The sequence below is a fragment of the Corynebacterium tuberculostearicum genome, assembly GCF_022347235.1.
Taxonomy (GTDB): Bacteria; Actinomycetota; Actinomycetes; order Mycobacteriales; family Mycobacteriaceae; genus Corynebacterium; species Corynebacterium tuberculostearicum_F.
Map to the genome: position 1 here is coordinate 76,935 of NZ_JAKRDX010000008.1, position 24,929 is coordinate 101,863.

Annotated in this window: 23 protein-coding genes; 17 read left to right on the forward strand and 6 right to left on the reverse strand. The window is 57.8% G+C overall.

The features are described 5' to 3' along the window. Positions 1 to 19: 19 nt before the first annotated feature. On the reverse strand, positions 20 to 1,942 hold the full coding sequence (gene asnB, locus MHK09_RS06115; protein WP_250412998.1) for an asparagine synthase (glutamine-hydrolyzing): 1,923 nt from the start codon (positions 1,940 to 1,942) through the stop codon (positions 20 to 22). Positions 1,943 to 2,332: 390 nt separating this feature from the next. Between asnB and ctaC the strand changes: the two genes are divergently transcribed. The 12 genes from ctaC (at position 2,333) to MHK09_RS06175 (ending at position 15,541) form a co-directional block, all read left to right on the forward strand. Next, positions 2,333 to 3,406 (forward strand): aa3-type cytochrome oxidase subunit II, encoded by a 1,074-nt coding sequence (gene ctaC, locus MHK09_RS06120; RefSeq protein ID WP_005324460.1) that lies wholly within the window; start codon positions 2,333 to 2,335, stop codon positions 3,404 to 3,406. Between the two features lie 19 nt (positions 3,407 to 3,425). Next, positions 3,426 to 3,857, forward strand: coding sequence for an aa3-type cytochrome oxidase subunit IV (ctaF, locus tag MHK09_RS06125; RefSeq protein WP_005328946.1), 432 nt, complete (start codon positions 3,426 to 3,428; stop codon positions 3,855 to 3,857). A 547-nt stretch (positions 3,858 to 4,404) separates the two neighbouring features. Beyond that, the gene (gene ctaE / locus MHK09_RS06130) at positions 4,405 to 5,016 is read left to right on the forward strand and encodes an aa3-type cytochrome oxidase subunit III (RefSeq protein ID WP_430516378.1); all 612 of its coding nucleotides are present in this window, start codon (positions 4,405 to 4,407) and stop codon (positions 5,014 to 5,016) included. A 53-nt stretch (positions 5,017 to 5,069) separates the two neighbouring features. Continuing rightward, complete coding sequence (gene qcrC, locus MHK09_RS06135) at positions 5,070 to 5,957, forward strand: cytochrome bc1 complex diheme cytochrome c subunit (RefSeq protein WP_250412999.1); 888 nt, start codon at positions 5,070 to 5,072, stop codon at positions 5,955 to 5,957. Then, a complete protein-coding gene (qcrA, locus tag MHK09_RS06140) occupies positions 5,954 to 7,174 on the forward strand; it encodes a cytochrome bc1 complex Rieske iron-sulfur subunit (protein ID WP_005324466.1) in 1,221 nt (406 codons plus the stop codon). The genes qcrC and qcrA overlap by 4 nt, the downstream gene beginning before the upstream one ends. Continuing rightward, complete coding sequence (gene qcrB, locus MHK09_RS06145) at positions 7,174 to 8,796, forward strand: cytochrome bc1 complex cytochrome b subunit (protein ID WP_179386733.1); 1,623 nt, start codon at positions 7,174 to 7,176, stop codon at positions 8,794 to 8,796. The genes qcrA and qcrB overlap by 1 nt, the downstream gene beginning before the upstream one ends. Before the next feature lie 961 nt (positions 8,797 to 9,757). Further along, complete coding sequence (locus MHK09_RS06150; RefSeq protein ID WP_250413000.1) at positions 9,758 to 10,387, forward strand: C40 family peptidase; 630 nt, start codon at positions 9,758 to 9,760, stop codon at positions 10,385 to 10,387. A 114-nt stretch (positions 10,388 to 10,501) separates the two neighbouring features. Beyond that, a complete protein-coding gene (locus MHK09_RS06155) occupies positions 10,502 to 11,545 on the forward strand; it encodes a C40 family peptidase (protein ID WP_005328943.1) in 1,044 nt (347 codons plus the stop codon). Continuing rightward, positions 11,546 to 12,649, forward strand: a complete 1,104-nt coding sequence (locus MHK09_RS06160) for a glycosyltransferase family 4 protein (RefSeq protein WP_250413001.1) — start codon at positions 11,546 to 11,548, stop codon at positions 12,647 to 12,649. It begins immediately after the preceding gene. 38 nt (positions 12,650 to 12,687) lie between these two features. Further along, positions 12,688 to 13,620 (forward strand): ROK family protein, encoded by a 933-nt coding sequence (locus tag MHK09_RS06165; RefSeq protein ID WP_250408643.1) that lies wholly within the window; start codon positions 12,688 to 12,690, stop codon positions 13,618 to 13,620. A 23-nt stretch (positions 13,621 to 13,643) separates the two neighbouring features. Then, positions 13,644 to 14,384: a lysophospholipid acyltransferase family protein gene (locus MHK09_RS06170; protein ID WP_005328940.1), complete on the forward strand. Its 741-nt coding sequence runs from the start codon at positions 13,644 to 13,646 to the stop codon at positions 14,382 to 14,384. Between the two features lie 62 nt (positions 14,385 to 14,446). Next, positions 14,447 to 15,541, forward strand: coding sequence for a hypothetical protein (locus MHK09_RS06175; RefSeq protein WP_053087544.1), 1,095 nt, complete (start codon positions 14,447 to 14,449; stop codon positions 15,539 to 15,541). On the opposite strand, the gene MHK09_RS06180 is transcribed toward MHK09_RS06175, so the two are convergent. Continuing rightward, entirely contained in the window at positions 15,447 to 16,628 is a 1,182-nt protein-coding gene (locus MHK09_RS06180) for a glycosyltransferase 87 family protein (protein ID WP_049377665.1), read from the reverse strand. The two genes, MHK09_RS06175 and MHK09_RS06180, sit on opposite strands and share 95 nt — an antisense overlap. A gap of 74 nt (positions 16,629 to 16,702) precedes the next feature. On the opposite strand from MHK09_RS06180, the gene MHK09_RS06185 reads away from it, so the two are divergent. Continuing rightward, positions 16,703 to 17,212 carry a polyadenylate-specific 3'-exoribonuclease AS gene (locus MHK09_RS06185; protein ID WP_204611416.1) on the forward strand — a complete coding sequence of 170 codons (510 nt, stop codon included), beginning with the start codon at positions 16,703 to 16,705 and terminating at the stop codon, positions 17,210 to 17,212. Positions 17,213 to 17,256: 44 nt separating this feature from the next. After that, positions 17,257 to 18,645 (forward strand): class II 3-deoxy-7-phosphoheptulonate synthase, encoded by a 1,389-nt coding sequence (locus MHK09_RS06190; protein WP_250408646.1) that lies wholly within the window; start codon positions 17,257 to 17,259, stop codon positions 18,643 to 18,645. On the opposite strand, the gene MHK09_RS06195 is transcribed toward MHK09_RS06190, so the two are convergent. Continuing rightward, entirely contained in the window at positions 18,642 to 19,994 is a 1,353-nt protein-coding gene (locus MHK09_RS06195; RefSeq protein ID WP_250413002.1) for a protein kinase domain-containing protein, read from the reverse strand. The two genes, MHK09_RS06190 and MHK09_RS06195, sit on opposite strands and share 4 nt — an antisense overlap. Positions 19,995 to 20,004: 10 nt before the next feature. Here MHK09_RS06195 and MHK09_RS06200 point away from each other — a divergent pair, with 10 nt between their 5' ends. Next, positions 20,005 to 20,409: an Rv2175c family DNA-binding protein gene (locus MHK09_RS06200; RefSeq protein ID WP_080970387.1), complete on the forward strand. Its 405-nt coding sequence runs from the start codon at positions 20,005 to 20,007 to the stop codon at positions 20,407 to 20,409. Here MHK09_RS06200 and MHK09_RS06205 read toward each other — a convergent pair. Genes MHK09_RS06205 through MHK09_RS06215 form a run of 3 tightly spaced genes read right to left on the reverse strand, consistent with a single transcriptional unit; the run spans position 20,378 to position 23,561 of the window. Then, entirely contained in the window at positions 20,378 to 21,868 is a 1,491-nt protein-coding gene (locus tag MHK09_RS06205) for an alpha-(1->6)-mannopyranosyltransferase A (protein WP_250413003.1), read from the reverse strand. The genes MHK09_RS06200 and MHK09_RS06205 overlap by 32 nt on opposite strands. Before the next feature lie 8 nt (positions 21,869 to 21,876). Further along, the gene (locus MHK09_RS06210) at positions 21,877 to 22,956 is read right to left on the reverse strand and encodes a polyprenyl synthetase family protein (protein ID WP_250413006.1); all 1,080 of its coding nucleotides are present in this window, start codon (positions 22,954 to 22,956) and stop codon (positions 21,877 to 21,879) included. A 50-nt stretch (positions 22,957 to 23,006) separates the two neighbouring features. Further along, positions 23,007 to 23,561 carry a GNAT family N-acetyltransferase gene (locus MHK09_RS06215; protein WP_250413004.1) on the reverse strand — a complete coding sequence of 185 codons (555 nt, stop codon included), beginning with the start codon at positions 23,559 to 23,561 and terminating at the stop codon, positions 23,007 to 23,009. Between the two features lie 227 nt (positions 23,562 to 23,788). Between MHK09_RS06215 and MHK09_RS06220 the strand changes: the two genes are divergently transcribed. Both MHK09_RS06220 and MHK09_RS06225 read left to right on the forward strand, forming a co-directional pair. Next, positions 23,789 to 24,220 carry an SAV_6107 family HEPN domain-containing protein gene (locus tag MHK09_RS06220; RefSeq protein ID WP_250413005.1) on the forward strand — a complete coding sequence of 144 codons (432 nt, stop codon included), beginning with the start codon at positions 23,789 to 23,791 and terminating at the stop codon, positions 24,218 to 24,220. Positions 24,221 to 24,329: 109 nt separating this feature from the next. After that, positions 24,330 to 24,728, forward strand: a complete 399-nt coding sequence (locus MHK09_RS06225) for a DUF3040 domain-containing protein (RefSeq protein ID WP_005328929.1) — start codon at positions 24,330 to 24,332, stop codon at positions 24,726 to 24,728. The last annotated feature ends 201 nt before the right edge of the window (positions 24,729 to 24,929 follow it).

Sequence of the window (24,929 nt, forward strand, 5' to 3'; positions counted from 1 at the left end):
CCTTTTGTGTGGAAGGCTCTTAGAGCTTGACTGGGTAGTCGCGCTGCTCGATCTGCGGATCGATGCGCTTTTCCACAAAGATGCCGTGCCAGATCATAAAGGACAGGACGGTCCACAAACGGCGGGAGTGATCGGAAACGCCATCTCGGTGCTCCTTGAGCATCTCGAGAACTTCCTTCTTATTAAAGATGTCCTCGGTCTGGGACTCATTGATGGTGTCTTGGGCCCAACCGTATAGCTCATCGCCGGCCAGCCAGTGACGCATCGGCACTGGGAAGCCTAGCTTCTTGCGATGCAGAACATGCGCCGGGACGATCTGCTCCATGGCCTTGCGCAGGGCGTACTTGGTGGTGCCGTGAGAAATCTTCAGGTCATAAGGGATGGACTCGGCAACCTTGAAGACTTCCTTGTCTAGGAATGGCACGCGCAGCTCCAGCGAGTTGGCCATATTGATCTTATCGGCCTTGACCAGGATGTCACCGCGCATCCAGGTGAATAGGTCCAAATGCTGCATGCGGGCAACCGGATCAAAGTCCTCGGACTGGGCGTAGATGGGGGCGGTAACCTCGCGGTGGTCCCATTCGTGCTTTGCCCACGGGATAACGCGCTGCATCTGCTCAAAGTTGAAAGAACGAGCGTTGCCGTAGTAGCGCTCTTCCATCGTCATCGAGCCGCGATTAAGCAGCGACTTGCCCTTCATGCCCTCTGGCAGAACCTGGGAGAGCTTGCCCAGTCCGCGACGCAGTGGGGAAGGGATCTTCTCAAACGGGGCGAGGGACAGTGGTTCCTTGTAGATGGTGTAGCCGCCAAAGAGCTCGTCCGCGCCCTCGCCGGAAAGAACTACCTTGACGTGTTTGCGGGCCTCCTGCGCCACAAAGTACAGCGGCACCAGCGAGGGGTCAGCCACCGGATTGTCCAAGTACCACATGATCTTCGGGATGGACTCGGCATATTCTTCGGGGGAGACAATCTTGACGATGTGCTCCACACCAATAGCTTCCGCGGACTCCGCTGCGACATCGACCTCAGAATAGCCCTCGCGCTCAAAGCCGGTAGTAAAAGTCAGTAGATCCGGGTTGTGGCGCTTGGCCAGGGTGGCAATAGCGGTGGAGTCAATGCCGCCAGATAGGAAGGAACCCACGGTGACGTCGGCGCGCATGTGCTTAGCGACGGAATCTTCCAGCGCTTCTGCAATGCGGTTAAATAGCTGCTGCTCTTCGCCTTGCTTTACCTGCTGCACAGGGAAGCGAGGCTTGAAGTAGCGCTCGGCGACAACGTCTTCGCCCGGGCGAAGGGTAACCGTGCAGCCGGATTCAACGCGGCGAATATTCGCGTGGAGGGATTCTGGCTCCGGGACGTACTGCAGGTCGACGTAGTGCTCAATGGCGCGTCGGTCAAGGTTGAGCTCTAGACCAATCTCGTCCGCCATTTCAAGGATGCACTTCATCTCCGAAGCGAAAACGGTGCCCGCCTCGGTAGTGGCGTAATACAGCGGCTTAATGCCAAATTGGTCACGAGCAGCAAACATCGTTTTGGTGTGGGTATCCCAGATGACGATGCCGAACATGCCGCGCAGGTGGTTGACTACGTCCTTGCCCCAGTGGTGGTAGCCCACCACGATGGGCTCGCCATCGCCCTCGGTGTGGAAGGTGTAGCCGAGACCCTTGAGCTCCTCGCGCAGCTCCACGTAGTTGTAGATTTCACCATTAAAGGTCATGGCGTAGCGGTCGGGCTGGTCCTCTGGGCCCCAGCGGAGGGGCTGGTGGGAGTGCTCCAAGTCAATAATGGACAGGCGGTTGAAGCCGAAGGCGGCATCGCCGTCATGCCACGTGCCGGCCGCATCTGGGCCGCGGTGGCGCATGCAGGGCAGGGAACGTTCCAGCGCGTTAACGTACTTATCTACGTTGCCTGTGGCGGCGAGCATGCCAAGAAGTCCGCACATGAAAAGATTGCTCCTTATAAATAAGCGTCTATTGCTAGTCACCCACTTTACGGCCAGAGAGCGTGAAACCAGAACACGCCACGGCTTAAGGAAACCTGCCGACTGCCTTGGAATTAGCTTCCCCGATAGGGGTGCGAACTTTCGGATGATGGTTCCGTCCGATTCCTGTGAATTGGCGCACATGGATTCTGCGGCTGCTGGGGGTGCGGTTGGAACATTGTGCAGGTGGGGCGGTAACCTACCGTAAAGGGAATATGAAATGAGTGCACTAGGTGCCCTTTTATGCCTTTAAACAGGCTGGGAATCTGGCAATTATCCTCTATTCTGATTGGGTAAGAGTGCTCTGTGAGTATTCGAGAAGTTTTGTGTGGACAGAAAGGCAGAACACACGTGGGACAGCGTAATAAGCGCACCTTTGCCCGCAAGGCGGGCGTAGCTGGCGCACTTGCCCTGGGTGGACTCGCTCTGGCAGGTTGTGACGTTCAGGCGCCAACTGCTGTAGAGAACCTCCTGGGATTCGGTTGGCCGAAGGGTATTACCCCTGAGGCAGAGGCCATGTACAACTTCTGGATTTGGGTCTGGGTTGCGGCATGGATCGTTGGTTTTATTATGTGGGGCCTGTTCCTCACCGCAATCTTCCGCTGGAGCGCGAAGAAGGCAAAGAAGGATGGCAAGGGCGAGTTCCCGCGCCAGATTCAGTACAACGTTCCGCTGGAGATGGTTCTGACCATCGTCCCGATCCTCATCATTATGGGCCTGTTCTTCTTTACCGTTCAGACTCAGCAGAAGGTCACCGCCTTGGATAAGGATCCGAAGGTTGTCGTTGACGTTACTGCGTTCCAGTGGAACTGGAAGTTCGGTTACGCCGAGAATCACGTCAATGGTGAGAACTACGACGGTGCCGACAAGGAGCGTCAGGCTGAGGCAGAGAAGACCGCTCACGACCCTGAGGGTGTAGATAACCCGAACCCAATCCACGGCAAGTCCATGGGCGACCTTTCCTACTTGAACTACAACAAGATTGAGACCGTCGGTACCACCGAAGAGGTTCCGGTTCTGGTTCTTCCTTCCGATACTGCGATTGAGTTCCGCCTCGCTTCCGGCGACGTGTCCCACGCATTCTGGGTACCGGAGTTCTTGTTTAAGCGCGACGTCTACGCACACCCAGAGGCAAACGCTCAGGAGCGTAGCTTCCAGGTGGAAAAGATTGAGAAGCAGGGCGCATTCGTTGGCCGTTGTGCCGAGATGTGCGGTACCTACCACTCGATGATGAACTTCGAAATTCGCGTTGTCTCTCCGGAGGACTTCAACACCTACCTGAAGTTCCGTGAGGACAACCCAGAGGCCACCAACGCGGAAGCCCTGGAAGAAATCGGCCAGGACCCATATGCGGTAACCACCCACCCGTTCTCCGGCGAGCGTGACACCGCTAAGGGCGACAACTACGTAAACACCGCGGCATAAGAGATAAGGACACAACACAATGCGTGCAACATCGAAAGTCTTTTACTCAATCGCGACGTACCTTCTTGTCTCGCTGATTGTCTACATCTTCGGCGTCACCTTCGTTAAGGACGATGGCTACCTCTACGGTGCCGAGTGGGTTGGCATCGTGGGCATGTTCCTTGCCTTCCTGCTGTGCATGATGCTGGGTGCTTACCTTCACTTCACTGATGACCGCAGTGACGTCCTGCCAGAGGATTGGGAAGAGGCAGAAACTGAAGATGCCGCTGGCATCCTTGGCTTCTTCTCCCCAGGCTCCATCTGGCCGCTGGCTATGACTGGCGCCATTGGCCTTCTTGGCTTGGGAATCATCTTCCTCTACTTCTGGCTGATTGCCCTCGGCGCTGTCTGCCTCATCGCAGCCTGCACCGGCCTGTCCCTGCAGTACGGCCTGCCGAAGGAAAAGCACTAATTCCTTGATGTAAGGGAATCCCTGCCTAAAACTTCTCCGCCCTCCTAGTTATCATGGCTAGGAGGGCTTTGGCGATCCAGCGTCGTTCGCGGCGCAAGAAAGTTCCCGAGAGTTTCAAAAAGTTTTACCGGTGGGGGAGGCGTGGCTGATCTTGCTGCATGTTCGCGATAGCGTTTCTTCTGCATTCTGGCACGTAAAAGCCGATTTTTGCGGGGGTCGTTCGAAAGTTGTAAAGCAGGGCGTTTGGGGGGCTCGTGGAGTGTGATTTATCTCTCCAGGCAGCGGGGTTCGGGTACACGGACGGGTGCATCGATAAGTGGGTGCGTCGGGTGGCCGGGGTGCTTCGGAATTTCAGGGTAGGGCCCGACGTGTGGTGTCACCTGCATCAATGGGGCGTCGGAAAGCGGGGCGAAAAGTTCCCGTTTGGAAAAATGAAGTTTTTGACTCTGACTTGCTGGCCTTTTGCTGGACGAAGCATCAAAAAAGAATAGAGAAAGCGGGGGGAATCGAGGTGACTTTAGCGCCCAGAACAGCCATAATAGCCACTGTGACGAGCGTAGTTTCTAACCAAGGTATGACAGCACCACGTGCTGCCTCGCTGAACCGACCCAATATGGTCAGCGTGGGCACCATCGTGTTCCTGTCTCAGGAATTGATGTTCTTTGCCGGACTGTTCGCGATGTGGTTTACCTCGCGAGCTAACGGTCAGGAAGGCGATTGGGCGGAGCACACCGCTCATATCAACCTGCCCATGGGTTTCCTCATTACGGCAGTGCTGATTTCTTCTTCTGTGACCTCGCAGTTCGGCGTGTTTGCCGCAGAAAGGGGTGACGTTTACAAGCTTCGACTCTGGTACACCGTGACGCTGGTACTGGGCGTTGTGTTCCTGGGCATCATGGCGTTTGAGTGGACCGAGTTGATTCACGCAGGTGTGACTGTGCAGTCCAGCGTCTTTGGTTCGGTGTTCTACATCATCACCGGCTTCCACGCTGCACACGTGACCGCGGGTCTGATTTCTTTTGCAATCATCCTCGCGCGCGTTGCTAAGTCCAAGTTCACGCCGGCACAGGCGACCGCAGCAATGGCAGTGTCCTACTACTGGCACTTCGTTGACGTTGTGTGGATCGGCGTCTTCACCGTTATTTACTTGGTCCAGTAGCACTGGCCAAGATCCCCAAACAGTCCTCCCGTGTTCGAGTTATCTAAAGGAAAATGATGGATAACAATTCGCAGTCCGTGGCAGTGGAGCAGACCACTGCGGCGGCTAAGAAGACCCGCCGTCGCCGCAAGGCGAAGCGTACCCTTGCCGGTGGCTTCGCTTTGGCGATTGGCCTGTCCGGTGCGGGCGTCTTGGCTTCTGCCTTGACCCCGGACGCACAGGTCGCCACGGCGGAAAAAGATGACCAAGCCCTCGTCCAAGAGGGTAAGGACATCTATGACACCGCTTGTATCACCTGCCACGGTGCCAATCTGCAGGGCATCGAAGGTCGCGGTCCGTCCCTCGTTGGTATCGGTGCTGGCTCCGTGTACTTCCAGGTGCACTCCGGCCGTATGCCGATGATGTCTAACGACGCCCAGGCAGAGCGTAAGGCTCCTCGCTACACCGAGCAGCAGACTCTGGCCTTGGCTGCATATGTTGCAGCCAACGGCGGCGGCGCAGACATTGTCTACGACGACGACGGAAGCGTTGCTCAGGAATCGCTGCGTGGTGCTAACTACAATGGCGAAATCCAGGCAGAAGACGTAGCGAAGGGCTCCGAGCTCTTCCGCATGAACTGCGCTTCCTGCCACAACTTCACCGGCCAGGGCGGCGCCCTGTCCTCCGGTAAGTTCGCTCCGGAGCTGGCTCCGGCAAGCGAGCAGGAAATCTACCAGGCAATGCTGACTGGTCCGCAGAACATGCCTAAGTTCTCCGACCGCCAGCTCACCGCAGATGAGAAGAAGGACATCATTGCCTACCTCAAGTCTGCAAAGGAAACTCCTTCCCCAGCAGGTTGGGACCTCGGCGGTCTTGGCCCAGTAGCGGAAGGCCTGGCAATGTGGATTATCGGCATTAGCGCCCTGTGCGCTGCCGCTATGTGGATTGGATCGCGCTCATGAGCAATGTGAAGAAGAATTACACTAACGCTGAGCTCGACAAGATGAGCAACGATGAACTCGCTGCTCTTGGTACCGAGCTCGACGACGTCACCGTTGCGTTCCGCAAGGAGCGCTTCCCAGTCGAAGGTGACCCGGCTGAAAAGCGCGCTGGACGTAACGTTGCTATCTGGTTGTTCCTGTCCGTCATCGGCGGCCTCGGATTCCTCGGCGTTTACCTGTTCTGGCCGTGGCAGTACAAGCAGCTAGGGGAGGAGGGCCACATTTGGCACACCCTCTACACCCCTCTGCTGGGTATTACTGCAGCCCTCGCAATTTGCGGCTTGGGCATCGCCATCGTTCAGTACGTTAAGAAGATTCTCCCTGAGGAGATTTCCGTTCAGCGTCGTCACGACGGTCCTTCCGAAGAAGTTGACCGCCGTACCCTGACCGCTCTTCTGAACGATTCTTGGAAGACCTCCACTCTGGGTCGCCGCAAGACCGTTCAGGGTCTGTTGGGCGGCGCCGGCGTTCTGTTCGGTCTTACCGTGATTGCTCCGCTGGGCGGCGCAATTAAGAACCCTTGGAAGGTTCGCCACAATATGAACTATGCCGGTGACGGCACCCTGTGGACTTCCGGTTGGACCATGCACAATGAAGGCGTCAAGCTCTACCTGGCGCGCGACACCGGTACTATCGCCGAGAAGCACTCTGGCGAAACCGGTGAGCACTACAGCACCAAGGGTGTTACCCGCTTGGTTCGTGTGCGCCCGGAGGATCTGGCGGCAGGCGGCATGGAGACCGTCTTCCCGCTGGCAGAAGAAGACGTTAACGATGGCGACAAGTACGATGCCGAGCGCGATGTCTACGAGCACCACATGCACTCGATTCACGGCAACCGCAATGCGGTCATGCTGATTCGCCTGCGTCATAATGACGCTCAGAAGGCAATCGAGCGCGAAGGTCAGGAAGACTTCCACCACGGCGATTACTACGCCTACTCCAAGATCTGTACCCACATCGGTTGCCCGACCTCTCTGTATGAGGCTCAGACCAACCGAATCCTGTGCCCGTGCCACCAGTCGCAGTTCGACGCTTTGCACTACGGAAAGCCGGTCTTCGGCCCGGCTGCCCGTGCACTGCCACAGCTGCCTATCACGGTGGATGACGAGGGCTACCTCGTTGCACAGGGCAACTTCATTGAGCCTGTCGGCCCGGCATTCTGGGAGCGTAAGTCATAATGAGCAATAAACTCGCCCAAATGGGCAACAACATGGATGAGCGCTATAGCGCCGCCGGCGTGCTGAGGACTCAGCTGAACAAGGTCTTTCCGACCCACTGGTCCTTCATGCTCGGTGAGATGGCGCTATACAGCTTCATCATTCTTGTACTGACCGGTATCTACCTGGCGCTGTTCTTCGACCCTTCCATCACCAAGGTCATTTACGACGGCACCTATGCACCGCTTAACGGTGTAGAAATGTCCCGCGCATATGCCACCGCGCTGGATATTTCCTTCGAAGTTCGTGGTGGCCTGTTCGTGCGCCAGATGCACCACTGGGCAGCTTTGCTGTTCATGATGTCCATGGTTGCGCACATGCTGCGCATCTTCTTCACCGGCGCATTCCGTCGTCCGCGTGAGGCAAACTGGATCATCGGTTGCGCACTTATTCTGCTGGGCATGATCGAGGGCTTCCTTGGTTACTCCCTGCCGGACGACCTGCTTTCCGGTGTTGGTCTGCGAATCATGTCGGCCATCATCCTGGGCCTGCCGATTATCGGCACCTGGCTGCACTGGGCAATCTTCAGCGGTGACTTCCCGTCTGACCTGATGCTGGATCGTTTCTACATCCTGCACGTTCTGGTTATTCCGGGCATCATCCTTGGCCTGATTGCAGCCCACCTGATTATGGTTTGGTTCCAGAAGCACACCCAGTTCCCTGGACCGGGTCGTGCAGAGAACAACGTGGTTGGCGTCCGCATTATGCCGGTCTTCGCCACCAAGGCTATTGGTATGGGCATGATGGTTGCTGGCGTACTGGCGCTGATGTCTGGTCTGCTGACCATCAACGCCATCTGGACGCTTGGACCTTATAACCCATCCCAGGTTTCCGCTGGTTCTCAGCCGGATATTTACATGCTGTGGACTGACGGTGTTGCCCGTGTCATGCCGGCATGGGAGCTCTACCTCGGTAACTACACCATTCCTTCCGCGTTCTGGGTAGCTCTGCTGTGTGGCCTCATGGTCGTCCTGCTTATGTCTTACCCGTTCTTGGAGAAGAAGTTCACCGGTGACGATGCACACCACAACCTACTGCAGCGTCCGCGCGATGTTCCTACCCGCTCCGCTATTGGTGCGGCTGCCATCGTGTTCTTCCTGCTGGTTACCCTGTCCGGTGGTAACGACCACGTGGCACACTTCTTCCAGATTTCGCTGAACGCAATGACCTGGGTTGGTCGTATCGGCCTCATCGTGCTGCCACCGATTGCGTACTTCATGACCTACCGCATTTGCGTTGGTCTGCAGCGCTCTGACCGTGAGGTGCTGGAGCACGGTATTGAAACCGGCGTTATCAAGCAGATGCCGAATGGTGCCTTCATTGAGGTTCACCAGCCACTCGGCCCGGTTGACGCCGATGGTCACCCGGTTCCGCTCGAGTACGCAGGCGCTCAGGTGCCGAAGCAGCTCAACCAGCTTGGCTTTGCGGACTCCGAGACTCAGGGCACCTTCAGCCCTGATGATCCGGCCCTCATGCACCGAGTACACGAAATCCACTCGGATAACCACGACGAGGAAGCGGAGATGTTCCGCCGCCTCAACGAGGCTAACCGCCGTGAGGACGAGGAAAACGGCCGCATCTAACCGCTTTTCCTGAGGACTTCTCGAAACACGCTCACAGACCCGCCCTTGCTCCTATTAAAGGAGCAAGGGCGGGTCTTGCGTATGTAAAGATCAATTCCGAACCCAGTCCTTATTCTTCTAGCTGCAACAAGAGATTTTGAAGGGGGAGCTGTTGCGCTTCTGTGAGTCTTTATGAATCTTGAAGCATTTGAAGGGCTGCTGCTGAAGCTTGTTGTGTAGTCGGTTTAGTACGTGTTCTGGTGCGCGAATTGTCGGTGGTTAGTGGTTCTCTCATGCTTTGTAGCTTTAGGAGCCTAGTGCGTGGGCTCAGATGGGTGTGGATGCCGGAAGTCTTTGTTTGCTGGAAGCACGTTTCGCTCGTCGATTGAGCGCGTTAGGGGGCGTCGGAAAGCGGTTTAGCTAGAACCACCGCAAGGAAAGGCGGCAAAGCGGGGCGCAGTTGCGATGAAAACTAGGCTCTAGGCGTGCGGTAGAGGAGTCAATTGGTGGGGAAGAAGGGGCTGCCAAAATGTCTTAGTGCTGAAAGTCACAATTTAGAATTCTCTTAATTGTTAAGCGTTTTCTTAGTAAGGGTAATTCTTGGTCGGGTGTCTGTCATCCTCTGTCGTTTGTGCAGCTTGTGACCTTAAAGCCTCTAATTCTGGTGGGAACTAGCGTCCGTGTGGAGGTTAAATCTCGACAAGGTCAACGGAAGGTAACGAAGCGATAACAAACGTTATTTTGGTGTCGCGAATGGACATTGCTTGTGATGATTTCGTAACCTATTCGAGACATTGAGTTACCGCCCGAAAAGGTGCTCAATCTAAACAGAAGAATTACAGCGCCGCATCTGGCCCCTCCTACTGAGGGGCCGAGCGGAGGAAATCCTAAAGGAACGGATTCCCAACGAACGCTAGTCCCCCAGGGTCAGAGCTTCCTTTACAAGGGGAGTAGGCGCGCAGGAAGATTTGGAGTTTTACTCATGGCACAGCACCGTCGTCAGGGCATGAAGAACACCCGTCGCATCGCATCTACTGCAGCACTGGCTGCAACCGCCGCCGTCGTCGCACCGGGCGTCGCACAGGCAGCAGAGGTCGTCGTACCTAATCCTGACTACCGCTTTGAGGTAGCAGGTCTGGAAAACGTCCCGAACATTGACCAGGTTCCGAACATCGACCGCTACGTTCCGTCCCTGGGTAAGGTTTCTAACCAGCAGAACACCAACTACGCAGCAGCTGGCCACAAGCAGGCCGCTCCGGCACAGCAGACCGTTGGCCAGAAGGCACTGGCTGCAGCACGCTCCGTCATCGGCTCCCCGTACGTATACGGCGCCGCCGGCCCGAACGCCTTTGACTGCTCCGGTCTGACCAGCTGGGCATACGCTCAGGCTGGCACGCAGATTCCGCGTACCTCTCAGGCACAGGCTGCCGCCGGTACCCCGGTACCGCTGGATCAGCTGCAGCCGGGTGACATCATTGCTTACTACGGTGGCGCTTCCCACGTTGGTATCTACACCGGCCACGGCACCATCATCGACGCCCTCAACTCCGGCGTCCCAGTTCAGGAGCGCGACCTGAACTACATGCCGATTCACTCCGCAGTTCGCTTCTAAGAAGCAGCGGATCTAGCCCTCCCCTTCGCGGGGAGGGCTTTGTCGTGCATTAGGGGGTAAAACCCGCTATAGTTAATACGATTTCTAAAATTTTCTTAGTCTAAGGGTCCTTACGTGTCTAAACGAGTACTTCCTGCAGCTGCACTTGTGGCGGCTCTTGCTGTTTCGTCGGTTTCTGGGATTTCGCAGGTTGTTGCGCAGGAGGCGGCTCCACAACAGGAGAGCGCCACCGAAGATGTGGACGCCTTGGTAAAGCGCGTTGGCGAAGTTGCGCGCAAGGTTTCTGCCAAGAATGAAGAAGTAAAAGAGCTCGAGGTCAAGCTCGAGGAAAAGCAGGCTGAGGTTGCTGAATCTGAGCAGGCCGCCGCTGAGGCACAAACGCGTGCGGACGATGCGAAGGGCGATGTTTCCACCCAGCAGGACCGTGTTAACGGCATCGCACAGTCGCGCTACCGCGGTGATTCCCGTTCGGCAGTGTCTGGGGCCTTGGCAGCGGAAGATCCTTCCGATGCCGTAGAGCGCATGGGCTACCTCGGCGCGCTTTCCCGCAAGGCCCAGCGCACGCTTGATGCGAAGGCAAATGCTGCGTCCATGGCGGAAGAGGAAAAGCATAAGGCTGCTGACGCCGCTGCCAAGGTGCGCGAGGAAAAGAAGGCGCTGGAAGAGCAGCGTGAAGAGCTCCTCAAGGAGAAAGAGGAGCTGGAAAAGCAGCAAAAGGACATCGAGAAGCAGGTGGACGCCCTCGATGAACAGCAACGCGAGGCTTGGGAAGGCCAGTTCGGCGGATCTGATAAGCCGGATATGGATCTGGGCGAGGTCGCAGACGGCGCTGCTTCCGCAGCGTTGTCGAAGCTGGGCGCCCCATATGGCTGGGGTGCGGCTGGCCCCGATCAGTTTGACTGCTCCGGCCTGATGTTCTGGGCATATCAGCAGATCGGCAAGTCCATTCCGCGTACGTCCCAAGCTCAGATTGCCGGTGGCACATCGGTACCGCTGGAAGACCTACAGCCGGGTGATATCGTGGGCTATTACCCGGGAGTAACTCACGTGGGCATGTACATCGGTAATGGCCAGGTAGTCCATGCCTCTACCTATGGCGTGCCTGTTCAGGTGGTACCGCTAAAGTCCATGCCGATTACCGGAACGGCGCGGTACTAAGTGGCCCGCGTTCTGCTGGTAACCAATGACTTTCCGCCCAAGATTGGCGGCATTCAGTCTTACCTGCGCGATTTCGTAGCAACCTTAGACCCGCGCGACGTCGTGGTCTTCGCCTCAACCCAGGAATCGCCGGCGGAATTCGATGCTGGGGTGGACTACAAGGTCATTCGCTGGCCTCGCCGCGTGATGTTGCCGACGCCCGCCACGGTGCGTCGGATGCAGGAGATCATCCGCGCAGAAAATATTGACATCGTCTGGTTTGGTGCAGCCGCGCCCCTTGCTTTGATGGGCAAGGCCGCAAAAGAGGCGGGCGCCACCCGTGTGGTAGCTACGACGCACGGACACGAAGTGGGGTGGTCGATGGTGCCCGTGGCTCGGCAGTGCCTGCGCCGCATTGGTGACCATGCTGACGTGATTACCTATATTTCCGACTACACCCTGCGTCGGTTGCGTCGACCATTTGGACCGAATCCGCGCTGGGAGCACCTGCCTTCCGGAGTGAGCGTGGAGGGCCTTTCTCCAGCCACGCCGGAGCAACGCGCAGCGGCGAAGGCAGAGTTCGGGGTCAGCGGGCCGACCATCGTCTGCATTTCGCGGTTTGTCCCGCGCAAGGGTCAAGACCAGCTGCTCCGCGCTATGCCTCTAGTGCGTGAAGAATTCCCGGATGCACGGCTACTGCTTATAGGCCGCGGACGCTATCGCTCGGCCCTAGAGCAACTGGCGGAAATGTACTGCCCGGACGCAGTGATCCAAGAAGCAGAAAGCATTGAGACTGCTTTGCACGCAGCGGATGTTTTTGCCATGCCGGCACGCACCCGTGGCGGTGGGTTAGACGTCGAGGGCTTGGGAATCGTGTATTTGGAGGCCCAAGCGTGCGGCCTGCCAGTTATCGCCGGAGACTCCGGAGGAGCACCGGAGACGATGACGGGGGAGACGGGGATCGTCGTCAAGGGCGCCTCTGTGCCGGAACTAGCTGAAGCGTTGAAAGCACTCTTGGCCGACCCGCAGCGTAGGCTGCGCATGGGGCAGGCGGGGCGTCGCCATGTGGAAGAGAATTGGACGTGGCGGATAATGGGGCAGCGATTGCGGCAGCTGATGTCTTGATGTGACCCTAACCCGGTTGTCGGTATATTCTGTTATGCATGCTTAAGAACAACTCCGCCGATCTGACTATCGGCTTCGACGTCGGTGGCACCAACGTGCGCGGCGGAGTGATCACTCGGGAGGGTGAGATTCTCGCGAGCCGCACGGTTCCTACTTCCATGGACGCCGAGCAGCTGGAAGCGGATATTGTGGGCATTGTCAATGAGCTGCGCGCTGACTATGAGGTGGACGCCGTTGGCCTCGCCTTGGCGGGATTTTTGGATCCTACGTGCGAGGTAGTGCGCTTCGCCCCGCACCTTCCCTGGCGGCACGCCAATGTGCGGGAATCACTCTCGCAGAAGCTCGGTATGCGCGTGCGGTTGGAGCATGATGCAAATTCCGCCGCGTGGGGTGAGTGGTGCTTTGGCGCCGGCCGTGGAGCGGAGGATTGGGTTTTCTTTGCGGTAGGAACAGGTATCGGTGCCACTCTGATGACGCATGACACCATCTACCGCGGCGCGTTTGGCACCGCCCCAGAATTTGGGCATATCGTGGTAGTCCCTAATGGTCGGCAGTGCTCCTGCGGTAAGCGCGGCTGCTTGGAACGCTATGCCTCCGGCACCGCGTTGCCGGATACCTGCGCCGATTTGCGTGGGAGCTATGAAACCTCGCTGCCGGCTGAGCCCACCGGTAAGGAAATTACCCAAGCGGCGCGCCGTGGAGATCCGCTTGCCGTAGCGGTAATGGAAGACTTCAGCCGGTGGCTGGGCCAGGGCCTATCCATTGTTGCTGATGTTTTGGATCCGGAGCTCATCGTGCTCGGCGGCGGCGTATCCCAAGATGCGGACCTCTATCTCGAGGGCGCTGCCCAAGCCATGGGGCAGGATATTGTCGGGGCAGGGCATCGCCCCCTCGCACGTGTTGCCACCGCAGAATTAGGGTCGGCAGCGGGTATGATTGGCGTAGCCGATTTGGCCCGCAGCGGCCGTTAAAACTAACAAAGGACGACCTGGCGATGAAAAACAAGTGGTACTGGGCTTTTAAGCACATCTTCTTCGGACCCGCCCTGCGAGTATGGAATCGCCCGTGGACCGAGGGCATCGAGAAAATCCCCGCTGAGGGTCCTGCGATTTTGGTGTCGAATCACCAGGCCGTCATGGATTCCTTCTTCTTTCCTTTGGTGTGCCCGCGCCAGATCACGTTTCCGGCTAAGTCGGAATACTTCACCACTCCGGGTCTTGTCGGCAACCTGCAAAAGTGGTTCTTTACCTCGGTAGGCCAGGTCCCCATTGAGCGCGATAGCGAGGACGCAGGCGACGCCATCGTGGAAACCGCAGAGGGTATTTTGTCCCGCGGCGATCTCTTCGGTATCTATCCGGAAGGAACTCGTTCCCCAGATGGCCGTGTGTACAAGGGCCGTACCGGCATGGCGCGCATCGCCATGGAGACTAATCAGCCAGTATTTCCCATTGCGATGATCAATTCGCGCAAGGCCAATCCCATTGGCTCGTGGATTCCCCGTCCATTTAAGGTTGGCGTGCGGGTAGGAGACCCCATTTGGCCGCATGAGTGGGCCAAGGAGCGCGGGATGAATCCGGCCGAGCATGAGACTATCCGCGCCTTCACGGATTTTGTGATGCGCGATTTGGCCGAGCTGAGCGATAAGCCTTATGTTGATGTGTACGCCTCCGATGTGAAGGCTTCGCTTAAAGCCGGCCATGGTTACCCCGCCGGCGCCGAATACAAGGGGAGGTAATCACTATTCCCAAGGCCCGCTTAGCTTGGCCAGATACCGCTAAAGGCGTATCCCTTATCGGCGTGGTGCTCTTGCACGTCACGCTGGTGGTTCCGGAAGGTGAGCTAACGTGGTTGGCTGACCTAAACATGTGGCTGGACCCGCTCCGCCTGCCCTTGTTTTTCCTCGTATCCGGCTATTTCTCTACCAAGATCTTTCGCTATTCTTTCAGCGAGCTTTTTACCCGCCGCCTTTGGTTTTTTCTCGTGCCCTATACGGTGTGGATGACCGTTGAGCTGTGGACTAAGCGCATCGAGTACCACTGGGTATTTGGTGATCCTTATCTGCAGCTTACGGATCTGCTCTATAACCTGCTGCTGGGCCATACCATGGCGTGGTTCATTCACGCGCTTATCTTTTTCAATATATTTTTGTGGGCCGTACGCAAGTTGCCCGCGTGGGCAGGCATTGGCCTGAGCTTTGCACCGCTGCTGTTTATAGCGTGGCAGGATCATTATTACTTTATTGGCAAGGCAATCATGTTCTTGCCCATCTTCGTCGGTGCAGCCTATCTCCGCGGGCCTATTACGCGGTTTGCCGACGCCGCCGAAGCACCCTTTAAAGGCACCTTCCGCAAGGGCTCTATGTGGGCATATGGCGCGGCAATCATCAGCTACATCGCGGGACTTACCATTCGGCACACCTGGAATGCCGTCGAAGGCGAGGTAGCGGTGCAGTGGCCTCTGCCAGGCGGGGACATTCTTGGCCGAGGCGATCTAGACCTGTTGATCCGCTTTGCGGAGCAGACACTTGAAACCCCAGCGGGCATCGTTGGTGCTGTGCTTATTAGCCATGTTCCGGCTCTGTCCACTTTTGTAAAGTTCGTGGGCCGGCATACCCTGCCCATCTACTTGGCCCACCCAATCGGCATGACGCTGGGGTACGGCTTCTTCATGGCCCACCGCGATTATGTGGTGAGCCTTGCTGGCCAGTGGCCGATGGAAAACACCTGGTTCTGGATCGGAATGTGCTTCTTCTACTCCGCTGCGGCGTCGGTAGCGCTCTGGGTCCTCGGGAAGGTCCCTATCCTTGGCTGGACGCTGGTTCCGCCGCGGATTGATAAGCGCCGGCCCGTCGTAGAGCCAATGGTAGCGAGCAAAGAACCAGCAGAGCGGTAACGATGGCGTAGTCATTGCCCACAATGTGCTGCCACCATGCCCAGTTCAGCTCTTGGTCATTGGCATGGGGGACGAGCCAATGGCCGCGGGCCAAAAGCGCCAGCCACGTCAGCGCCCCGAGCGCCCAGTGGCGCCGCGCCACTAGCAGCACGCCCGCCAATACTAGCCAGGTGAAGTGGTGTGACCATGACACCGGCGAGCACAGGAGCGATACTGAAGCGGCCAGCAGCATGAGTACCGCCTGGTTCTCGTGGGAGAGGCGCTCCATAGCAAACCACACGATGGCAACGACGAGGACTACGGCTACAAGCCACAGCTTTTCAGCGTGTTCGGGGACTAGGCGGCTAAAGAAACCGCGCAGGGATTGGTTGGAGCTATAGGCAAGTCCACCTATGCGGTTGGAATCGCGCAGCGTTTCGCTCCAGTACTGGATGGAGCTATGCGGATTGCAGGCGAAGGCGATGAGCCCAGCTGCCAGAAAGGAACCCAGGGCGCTGAAAAATGCGCGCCATTCGCGGCGGACGAAAAATACGGCGAGAAATACCGCAGGGGTGAGCTTGATCGCCATAGCGATGCCGGTAAGCACGCCCCTGCCGCGTCCGGGGCGCAGCCAGAGGATATCGACCACGACGAGTGCGGTGAGCAGGATGTTGACCTGCCCGAAGCTAAAGGTCTCCGTTACCGGCTCCGTAAGCATTGCCGCTAGCAGCGCCCAGCCTGCCCAGCCAGGGCAATCAACGGCGCGCAGAACCAAGGCTATGCAGCCCCACAGCGCAAGAAAGGAGGCGATAGAAACCAGGATGCTTGCAGCAGTGAGGGGAATCCAGCTCAGTGGGGCAAAGAGCAGCGCCGCAAAGGGCGGATAGGTGAAGGGAAGAGAGACATCGCGATTGCTGCCAACGAGGTAGTCCTTGGAATAGAGGTCGCTGCCAAAGCCGGCCCCGCCTTCGCGGTAAACGTCCAGGTCAATGTGGTAATACGTGGAAAAATGGCCGGAGAAAAGCTCCGGAATATCAATGAGCCACCAAAGGGCCACGAGGGCAGAGAGGCACAAGGGCAAAGCAGTAAACCACAAAGATTTCTTCACGCCAGAAGTCTACAACCGTCTCTTTAAGGGGCCAATTTATCGCCGCAGACTAGGCGGCACTAGGCTTGGGAGACGTGCGCTACTTCTATGACACCGAATTTATCGAAGATGGACAAACCATTGAATTGGTCTCCATCGGCATCGTCGGTGAGAATGGCAGCGAGTACTACGCCGTGTCTACGGATTTCGATCCGTCCAAGGCCAATTCTTGGGTCAAAGACAATGTACTGGCCAAGCTGCCCAGCCCGCGGGACCCAGTATGGAAGCCTCTGGAGACCATTCGCGCGGAGGTCTTCGAGTTCCTGACCCAGAGCTCAACTCCGGTAGAGCTGTGGGCGTGGGTGGGCGCCTATGATCATGTGGTTTTGGCGCAGCTGTGGGGCGATATGGCCGGACTGCCAAAGCGCATGCCACGCTATACCCGCGAGCTGAAGCAGTATTGGGAATTTGCAGGGCGACCGAGCCTGCCGGCCGTGCCTAAGGGCAATCACGATGCGCTTGTCGACGCCCGCCATAACCTCGCCAAGTTCCGAGCCTGCGCCCAGGTGCTTCCGCTGTCTAAGGGTAATAGAATTAATATCTAGAATTTAACTAACTCGCGATAGGCGCTTGATGGTTAAATAGCAGTGTGAGTTGGACAGTAGATATTCCGCAAGGCGTTCTGCCAGACCTTCCGCCATTGCCCGCCGGCATCGACGAGGTCTTCCAGGACGTCATCAAGCGTGACGCAAAGCAGCAGCCCAGCTGGGATACTTCCCAGGCCGATAACGTGCGCAAGATTCTCGAGTCCGTGCCGCCCATCGTGGTTGCGCCCGAGATCGAGGCGCTCAAGAAGAAGCTGGCAGACGTTGCCTTGGGTAACGCCTTTTTGCTGCAGGGTGGCGATTGCGCGGAGACCTTTGAGTCCAATACTGAGCCGCATATCCGTGGCAATGTGAAAACGCTGCTGCAGATGGCCGTGGTGTTGACCTATGGCGCATCCGTTCCCGTGGTTAAACTCGGCCGCATCGCTGGCCAGTACGCCAAGCCACGTTCTTCCGATACGGACTCCAATGGTTTGCTGAACTACCGCGGTGACATTGTCAACGCCGTGGAGCCGACCGATGAGGCTCGTCGCCACGACCCAGCCCGAATGATCCGCGCTTACGCGAACTCTTCGGCGGCAATGAACCTCGTGCGTTCTTTGACCTCTTCCGGCACTGCGGATCTCTACCGCCTGCATGAGTGGAACCGCGAGTTCGTGCGCAATTCCCGCGCTGGTGCCCGCTACCAGGACTTGGCCCGGGAGATCGAAAACGGCTTGAACTTCATGAATGCCTGTGGCGTGCACGATGACACCCTGCGCTCGGCCGATATCTACTGCTCGCACGAGGCATTGCTGAAGGACTACGAGCGCTCCATGCTGCGCTTGGGCCAGGACAATAACGGCGATACCAAGCTTTACGATCTCTCTGCACACCAGGTGTGGATTGGTGAGCGCACTCGTGGCATCGAAGATTTCCACGTGAACTTTGCGGCGATGATTGGTAACCCAGTGGGCATCAAGCTGGGACCGGGCGTCACCCCGGAGCAGGCCGTGGAGTACGCGGAAAGGCTGGACCCGAATCGCGAGCCAGGCCGCCTGACCATGATTTCGCGCATGGGACACGATAAGGTGCGCACGGTTCTGCCTGCCATTGTCAAGGCAGTGGAAGACTCCGGCCACAAGGTGGTATGGCAGTCCGACCCGATGCACGGCAATACCTTCACCGCTTCTAATGGCTACAAGACTCGCCACTTTGACAAGATCGTGGATGAGGTCCAAGGCTTCTTCGAGGTTCACCGCGAACTGGGTACCCACCCGGGTGGCGTACACCTTGAGTTCACCGGTGAAGACGTCACCGAGTGCTTGGGCGGCGCCGAGGACATTACCGACGTGGATCTGCCGGGCCGCTACGAGTCGGCCGTGGATCCCCGCCTTAATACGCAGCAGTCGCTCGAGCTGTCCTTCCTCATCGCGGAGATGCTACGTAACTAAATCCACAGGTTCGGCGTCATGCCGTAGAGCGAGGAGCCGAACCACCACCCGCCGATAGCCACCGCGCCCACCGCAATCGCGACCACTACTAAGTACAGCACTAGTGACAGCGGATTGCGGTTGGTCAGCGGACGCTCGGCGGGTTCTTCATGTGCGCTTTGGACCGGCTGCTCGGGGACAGGAGCAGGTACCGGTGCAGGCGCAGAGGCAGCTGCCGGCGCAAATGGTTCGAGTGGGGGCTCGGACGCGGAATACGGCTGTGCCTGGGGGCGTGACAATGATTGCGGCTCCGGTTCTGGAGCGGCCCCGGCCTGTGGCAAATCCAGTTTCGTCTCAAAGCTAAGGCGCTGCGGCGGGATGACTTCAGTCGGGCCGCCGTCGAGATGCTCCGTTTCGCCCTGCGGAATGCTGCGGGTGGGTTCGAAAATTTCCGTGGCTCCAGTGCCCGAAAAATCCGTGGGTGCTTGTGCCGTGCGCGCCGCGGCAGCGTTCCTTGGCACTGGGATGGTCACGTCCGGAAGATCGAGCTCTCGGCAAACATCATCGAGCGCCTCGAGGAATTCTCCGGCGTCGGCGAAGCGCTCGCGGGGATCGCGGGCGGTGGCGGTGGCCACGAGGGCGTCGACAAGCTTGGGCACCCCAGAAATCCGCGAGGACGGCGCGGGGACGTCGGAATCCAAGCGGGCCGTGGCATGCGCTAGGGGAGTATCCCCCGAGAATGGAACGGTGCCGGTAAGAAGCTCGAAGAGGACGATGCCGGCTGAATAGACATCCGAGGCCGGTGTAATTTCTTCGCCCGTGACCTGCTCCGGCGCGAGATAGGACACGGTGCCCACGATCATGTCCGAGGTAGCCTCGGCATTGGTGGCACGCACCAGCCCAAAATCGCCCACCTTTACCCGGTGGTGCGAGGTAATAAGCACATTATCGGGCTTAATATCGCGGTGGATAAGGCCAGTGGAGTGCACTTCCTCCAAGCCGCGCAAAACATTGCGAAGGGTAGAGGTGGCCGCCTGCACCGGAAAGGGGCCGCCCTCGGCCAGTAGCTCGCGTAGCGTACCGCCGTCGATGAGCTCCATGATGAGATAAATGGGCTCGCCTTCGGCGGAAAAATCGTGAATAGCTACGAGATTGGGATGCTGCAGGCGGGCCATGGCGCGAGCCTCGCGAGAAAAACGCTTGATAAAGACGGGGTCATCGGAATAGCGCTCGTCCATGACCTTGGCCGCGACCGCTCGCCCCAGCCGCATGTCCACGCAGCGATAGACGGTAGACATGCCACCGCGGGCAATGGGGCGATCGATCCGGTAACGATTCTCCAGAACGTCACCAATTTCCAACCTAGTCATGCTTCCCAGTATGGCCGATCATCTAGCCCGCGTTAAAGTAGAAAACGTGACTAACCAAGAAAAATCCCTCGATTCCTTGCTCGCTAACGAAGAACTGCTCAGCATGCAGCAGGTGGCAGAAAAGCTAGACCTACCCATCACGCGCGCTTATGACCTGCTCCAGGACCGAAAGTTCATTGCCTGGGATTCCCCAGAAGGAAAGCGCGTGCCGTTGGCCTTCTTCAACGACAAGGGCGTCATTGCCAAGCATGTAACCGCCGCAATTACCGTGTTGACAGACGGCGGCTATAAGGACGACGAAATCTTCAAGCATCTCTTTACCGAGGATGACTCGCTGCCGGGCCGCCCGATCGATGCCCTGCACGGTCACCTTGCCCGCGAGGTTATTCGGCGCGCGCAGGCTGCCGCTTTTTAGGCACGCCTTCAAAGATCCACTGGGTGGCAAACCATGCCACCACAATCATGCCGATGACCCAGAACCAGTTGTAGAGCTGGTGATTGCCATCGCCGGAGAAAGAGACGCCAATAAACAGGGCCACGCCGGTGGTGAATTTGATGAGCCAGAGCGGCGGCCGGAAGGTGCCCATCAGGGTAAAGATAGAGGCGTAGTACCACGGTAGGGTCACGGCATTGAAAACAAAGGCAACTTGGTACGCGGCCGCGGTGCCCATAATGGCGTCGCGGTTGTCCTTGCGGCAAAGCCACCACACCGCCACCAGCCCAATGAGCATGCAGGCCATGGCGATGCTGCGCAGGACGGCCAGGATGGCGTTATAGGACGCATCCGGCATAAATATTTGTACCGCTGGGAAGATAATATCGGTGGCCAAGGTGGGACCTGCCAGCGGGTTAATCACCTTGGAATTGCCGCTTACCTGCGATAGCCAGCCCCATGACGTGCCGGAAACCCACGTGATGAAGGCTACTGCGGCGATGCTTTCTGCCACTGCGGCGATGCCAGATAGCACAAAGACAGCAAGTTGTCGCCACTTACTGGAGCCCTTGGGAGCGTAGTGGTGGAGCATCATCCATACGATAAACGGTGCCGCAATAACCGCAGTTGCCTTCATAGCCACGGCCGTGCCCACGAGGATGAGGGCGGCGTGGAAGCGCTGATGCAATGCCGCTAGCAGGCCGATAGACACGAGCCCTACCATGAGCGACTCATTATGCATGCCGCCGATAAGGTGCACGATAATAACTGGATTAGCTACACCAAGCCACAGTGCTACCGCAGGATCCGCGCCGAGTTTGCGGGCGATGCGGGGGATTGACCAGGCGATGGCAATAAACCCGAGCAGAGAAAGAACCTTATAGATCACCACGCCTGCAGTGACGTTATCTCCTACCAGGCTGGTGACCAGTTCTCCTATCCACAGGTGAAGGGGACCATAAGGTGTGGTGGTATTGCGCCAATCTTGTGATACCTCAAGGAGGAAGGGTCCGGGGTTAACGGCGGCACCTTCGGTATACGGGTCGAAGCCATCGCGAACCATAGCACCTTGCATGAGGTAGGAATACACATCGCGTGAGGCCAATGGCCCGGCTAATAAAAGGGGAGCTACCCAGGCGATGAGGATGCGCTGGATGTCGCGCAAGCCGCCCTCGGGGAGAGGATTTTTGAGCTGTGGGCGAATGATAGTGCGCCCAGCTAGCACCCACGCTGCGGCTAAGAGGAAAATGCCCACCCAGTACAACGCGAGGCCGAGATTGCGCCCGTGCCCATAAGACAAGAAGCCAATATTTAATGCTTCGAGGAGTCCTCCGCGGTTGCGGGTGGCGCCGCCAGAAAAGGACGCTAGCAATAAAATGCAGGAGGCAGATAGCCCCAGCGGCAGCGCGCGTGGAATGGGGAAAGAGTACGTTTTTGCCACGGCACAACCTACTTGCGGCGAGCAGTGGCCTTGATCGCCAACTGCTCTAGGGCTTCGGTCACCGCGGGATCCACCTGCGCGGCGTGCAGGTGCTGCAGTCCCGATCGCGTTAGGGCATCGATGCGGCGCTCAATTTCTTCTGGTGCGCCCGAATCAGCGATGATCTGGGCCAGGCGCGATAGCTCCTGGGGATCTGAGGTGTGGCCAATGAGCTTGCGCAGGGTAGCAGCAGCTTGTGGATCGGACTCATCCGCGCGCTGGAGCGCTAGCGCTAAAAGTTCGGTTCGCTTTCCTTCGCGCAGATCATCACCGGCAGGTTTGCCGGTCACCGCGGGATCGCCAAAAACACCCAGCTGATCGTCGCGCAACTGGTAGGCAATGCCTATATCGTGCCCATAGCCGCGGAAGGCTGCGATAAGTTCCTCGCTCGCACCGGCGATGGCGGCGCCCAAGTGCAGCGGGCGTTCAATGGTATAAGCGGCCGTCTTATAGCGGTTGACGGAATTGGCAAGCTCTACCGATTCGGACCCTGCCGCCTCCAAAGAGATATCCAAGAGCTGTCCACCGATAACCTCAGTGCGCATGCCGCGCCACGGGCTGCGGGCACGGTGCAAAGCGGCCGCACTCAGGCCGGAATCTTGGAACATGTCTTCTGCATACACAAGCGCTAAATCACCCACCAAGATTGCCACGGAGGTGCCGAAGAACTCTGGATCCCCCAAGTATTCCGATTCGCGGTGCAGCTTTTCGACGCCCCGGTGCACCGTAGGATTGCCGCGACGGGTATTTGAAGCATCGATAATGTCATCGTGGATAAGAGCGCAGGCTTGGATAAATTCCAAAGAGGCGGCCGCGCGGAGCATAGCCGCGGGTTCTTCTTCTCCTCGACCTGCAGCAAGGTAGCCCGCCCAAGCATAGGTAGGGCGCACTCGCTTGCCGCCGTCAAGTACGAAGGATTCCAAAAAGCTCACGGCCTTGGTTACCGGGGCACCAATTTCCGCCACCTGCCCTCGGCGTTGATCAAGAAAGGTGGCGAGTTCCTCGCGCACCGCACCGGGGATGTCCGCAAGCTCAGGAATATTCTGCATAGTCACACCCCACACGATACCGGCTAGGCTGCGCAAGAAATAACAGAGGTTTACAGCGGCAGGCTCGCGCCCAATATGGCAAAGGGGCGGGAATCGGCGGGGTAGAGATGGTAGCGGAGGACATCGAAGAAGCCGGCGGCTCTATAAAGGCGGAAAGCGCCATTATCCTCGTTTGGTACTTCGGGCGTGGACAACAGGGCGTAGCGCGCCGGGGCATTCCATAGCAATCCCTCTAATAGTTTTCTGCCTAGGCCGTGCCCCTGGTACTGCGGCAAGACGTGGATCTCTGCCAACTCAAAGTAGTTGCGCACAATGTCCCACTGCTCTTCGGTGGGCCCGCCTTGTAGTCGGAGTCCGCGGCGTAGCTCAGCGTCCCACCAGCTATCTGGGGAACCTAAGAACCCATAGGCCACGCCGACGATGCCATTGTCATGGGTGGCAATCTGCGCGCTGAATCCGGGGCGGGTTAGGTCATTTCGCCAGCTTGAAATGCGGCTATGCAAGATCGCGGGATTGTAGTGCATTGCCTCGATATAGATTTCCACCAACTGTGGGGCTAGCAGGGAGAATTCCGGCGGGGTTAGGCGGCGAATTTCAAAGCTCACACTTCCTATGACACCAGATGTCTGTAGCGGAGGGAAAGCGAGGCTCACTCCGTTCTTCGAAAGTCGCAATAGGGAATCGAACAAGCGGGCTGCAGTTAAGTTGTTGCCTGCAATTAACGTTGATCAAATCGAACACGTGAACTATTGTCAAGGGTGGAATGTCTGGCGGCTTGCTTAGGGTCGGGGGCAGTTCAACGACGTTATTTATTTAGTTAGGGGCAAAGACAATGGCACAGATTATTTCGGCAACGCGTACCCGTTCTCTTGGGCGAGAAGGTAGCAAGCGGGCACGGTTCCTCTTTCAGGCACGAGAATTATTAGACGCTGCGCGCGGTTATGCGGCTGAGGGGCGATTTGATCAAGCCTTAGAGGTGGCGTACCAATCGGCTCTACGTACTGCTGGCGCACGAGTGGCTGCATCTGTAGTGGCTCGGCGCCGCCGCCTTCCCTCCAGTGCATGGGATCGTTTAGCGCTCGTCGGTGTGGAAGACAAGCGGTGGGCTGAATCCTTTAAGGGGTATTCGCGGACTCGTGCGCGCGTGTCTTCGGGGCTGGATGAAGCGCCGAGCGAGGAATATGTTTATGGCCTCATGCAGCGTGCTGCACAATTTTTGGATGAAAGTGAGGCAGGGACTACTTTCGGCACTTTTGCTGCGTAGTCACTCCGTGGGGGCGCTCACTACCTTTTGGGGAACATACTGATTATTCTGGGCGTTAGTATAGATAGAACTATCACCGCCCGAAGCTCAATCCCTAGTTGGAGGAACAGTGTCTCTTTCCGAGCAGGAGCAGCGCACGCTCCGTGAAATTGAGGAATCGTTACTTGCTGACGATCCTAAGTTTGGCGCTTCCGTTTCTGAGCCTACGTCGTTCGGCGGATCTGGCGGTGCGGTAACCCTCCGAGGCGTAGCGCTCGTTGTCGTTGGCCTTTGCATGCTTATCGGCGGAGTTGCTCTCGCCCAGCAAAGCCTGTGGTTTATCGTGCTTTCTATCGCGGGCTTTTTGGTGATGTTTGCCGCCGGTGTGTGGATGCTGCGCGGAGATGGATCTGGGCATTCTGCCCAGGGGCATTATTCCAGCGCTCGTGCAAAGAAGTCCGCGTCCCGCAGTGGTGGAGTCAGCGGCAAGTTGGAGGAAAACTTCCGTCGCCGCTTTGAGGAGCGTTAGCGCTTTTTAATTTAGTTCGCCCCGGTTGGCCCAGTGAGGGTCAACCGGGGCATTTTTGTGCCGCGCCAAAATTCCCCACTTTGCCCCACGGATGAGGCGCTGGGTGGGCAATGGTGGGGTGGTTGCCCCATGGGCTTAGATAAAAGTCCTCGATAACACAGCATATGGGGTCGGTGGGTGGGGTGGGGCGCATTATATTGG

Coding starts and splice junctions, on each gene's coding strand:
- asnB (WP_250412998.1), bottom strand. CDS start 1,942: ATGTGCGGACTTCTTGGCATGCTCGCCGCCACAGGCAACGTAGATAAG.
- ctaF (WP_005328946.1), top strand. CDS start 3,426: ATGCGTGCAACATCGAAAGTCTTTTACTCAATCGCGACGTACCTTCTT.
- qcrC (WP_250412999.1), top strand. CDS start 5,070: ATGATGGATAACAATTCGCAGTCCGTGGCAGTGGAGCAGACCACTGCG.
- qcrA (WP_005324466.1), top strand. CDS start 5,954: ATGAGCAATGTGAAGAAGAATTACACTAACGCTGAGCTCGACAAGATG.
- qcrB (WP_179386733.1), top strand. CDS start 7,174: ATGAGCAATAAACTCGCCCAAATGGGCAACAACATGGATGAGCGCTAT.
- MHK09_RS06150 (WP_250413000.1), top strand. CDS start 9,758: ATGGCACAGCACCGTCGTCAGGGCATGAAGAACACCCGTCGCATCGCA.
- MHK09_RS06165 (WP_250408643.1), top strand. CDS start 12,688: ATGCTTAAGAACAACTCCGCCGATCTGACTATCGGCTTCGACGTCGGT.
- MHK09_RS06170 (WP_005328940.1), top strand. CDS start 13,644: ATGAAAAACAAGTGGTACTGGGCTTTTAAGCACATCTTCTTCGGACCC.
- MHK09_RS06195 (WP_250413002.1), bottom strand. CDS start 19,994: ATGACTAGGTTGGAAATTGGTGACGTTCTGGAGAATCGTTACCGGATC.
- MHK09_RS06200 (WP_080970387.1), top strand. CDS start 20,005: ATGGCCGATCATCTAGCCCGCGTTAAAGTAGAAAACGTGACTAACCAA.
- MHK09_RS06210 (WP_250413006.1), bottom strand. CDS start 22,956: ATGCAGAATATTCCTGAGCTTGCGGACATCCCCGGTGCGGTGCGCGAG.
- MHK09_RS06220 (WP_250413005.1), top strand. CDS start 23,789: ATGGCACAGATTATTTCGGCAACGCGTACCCGTTCTCTTGGGCGAGAA.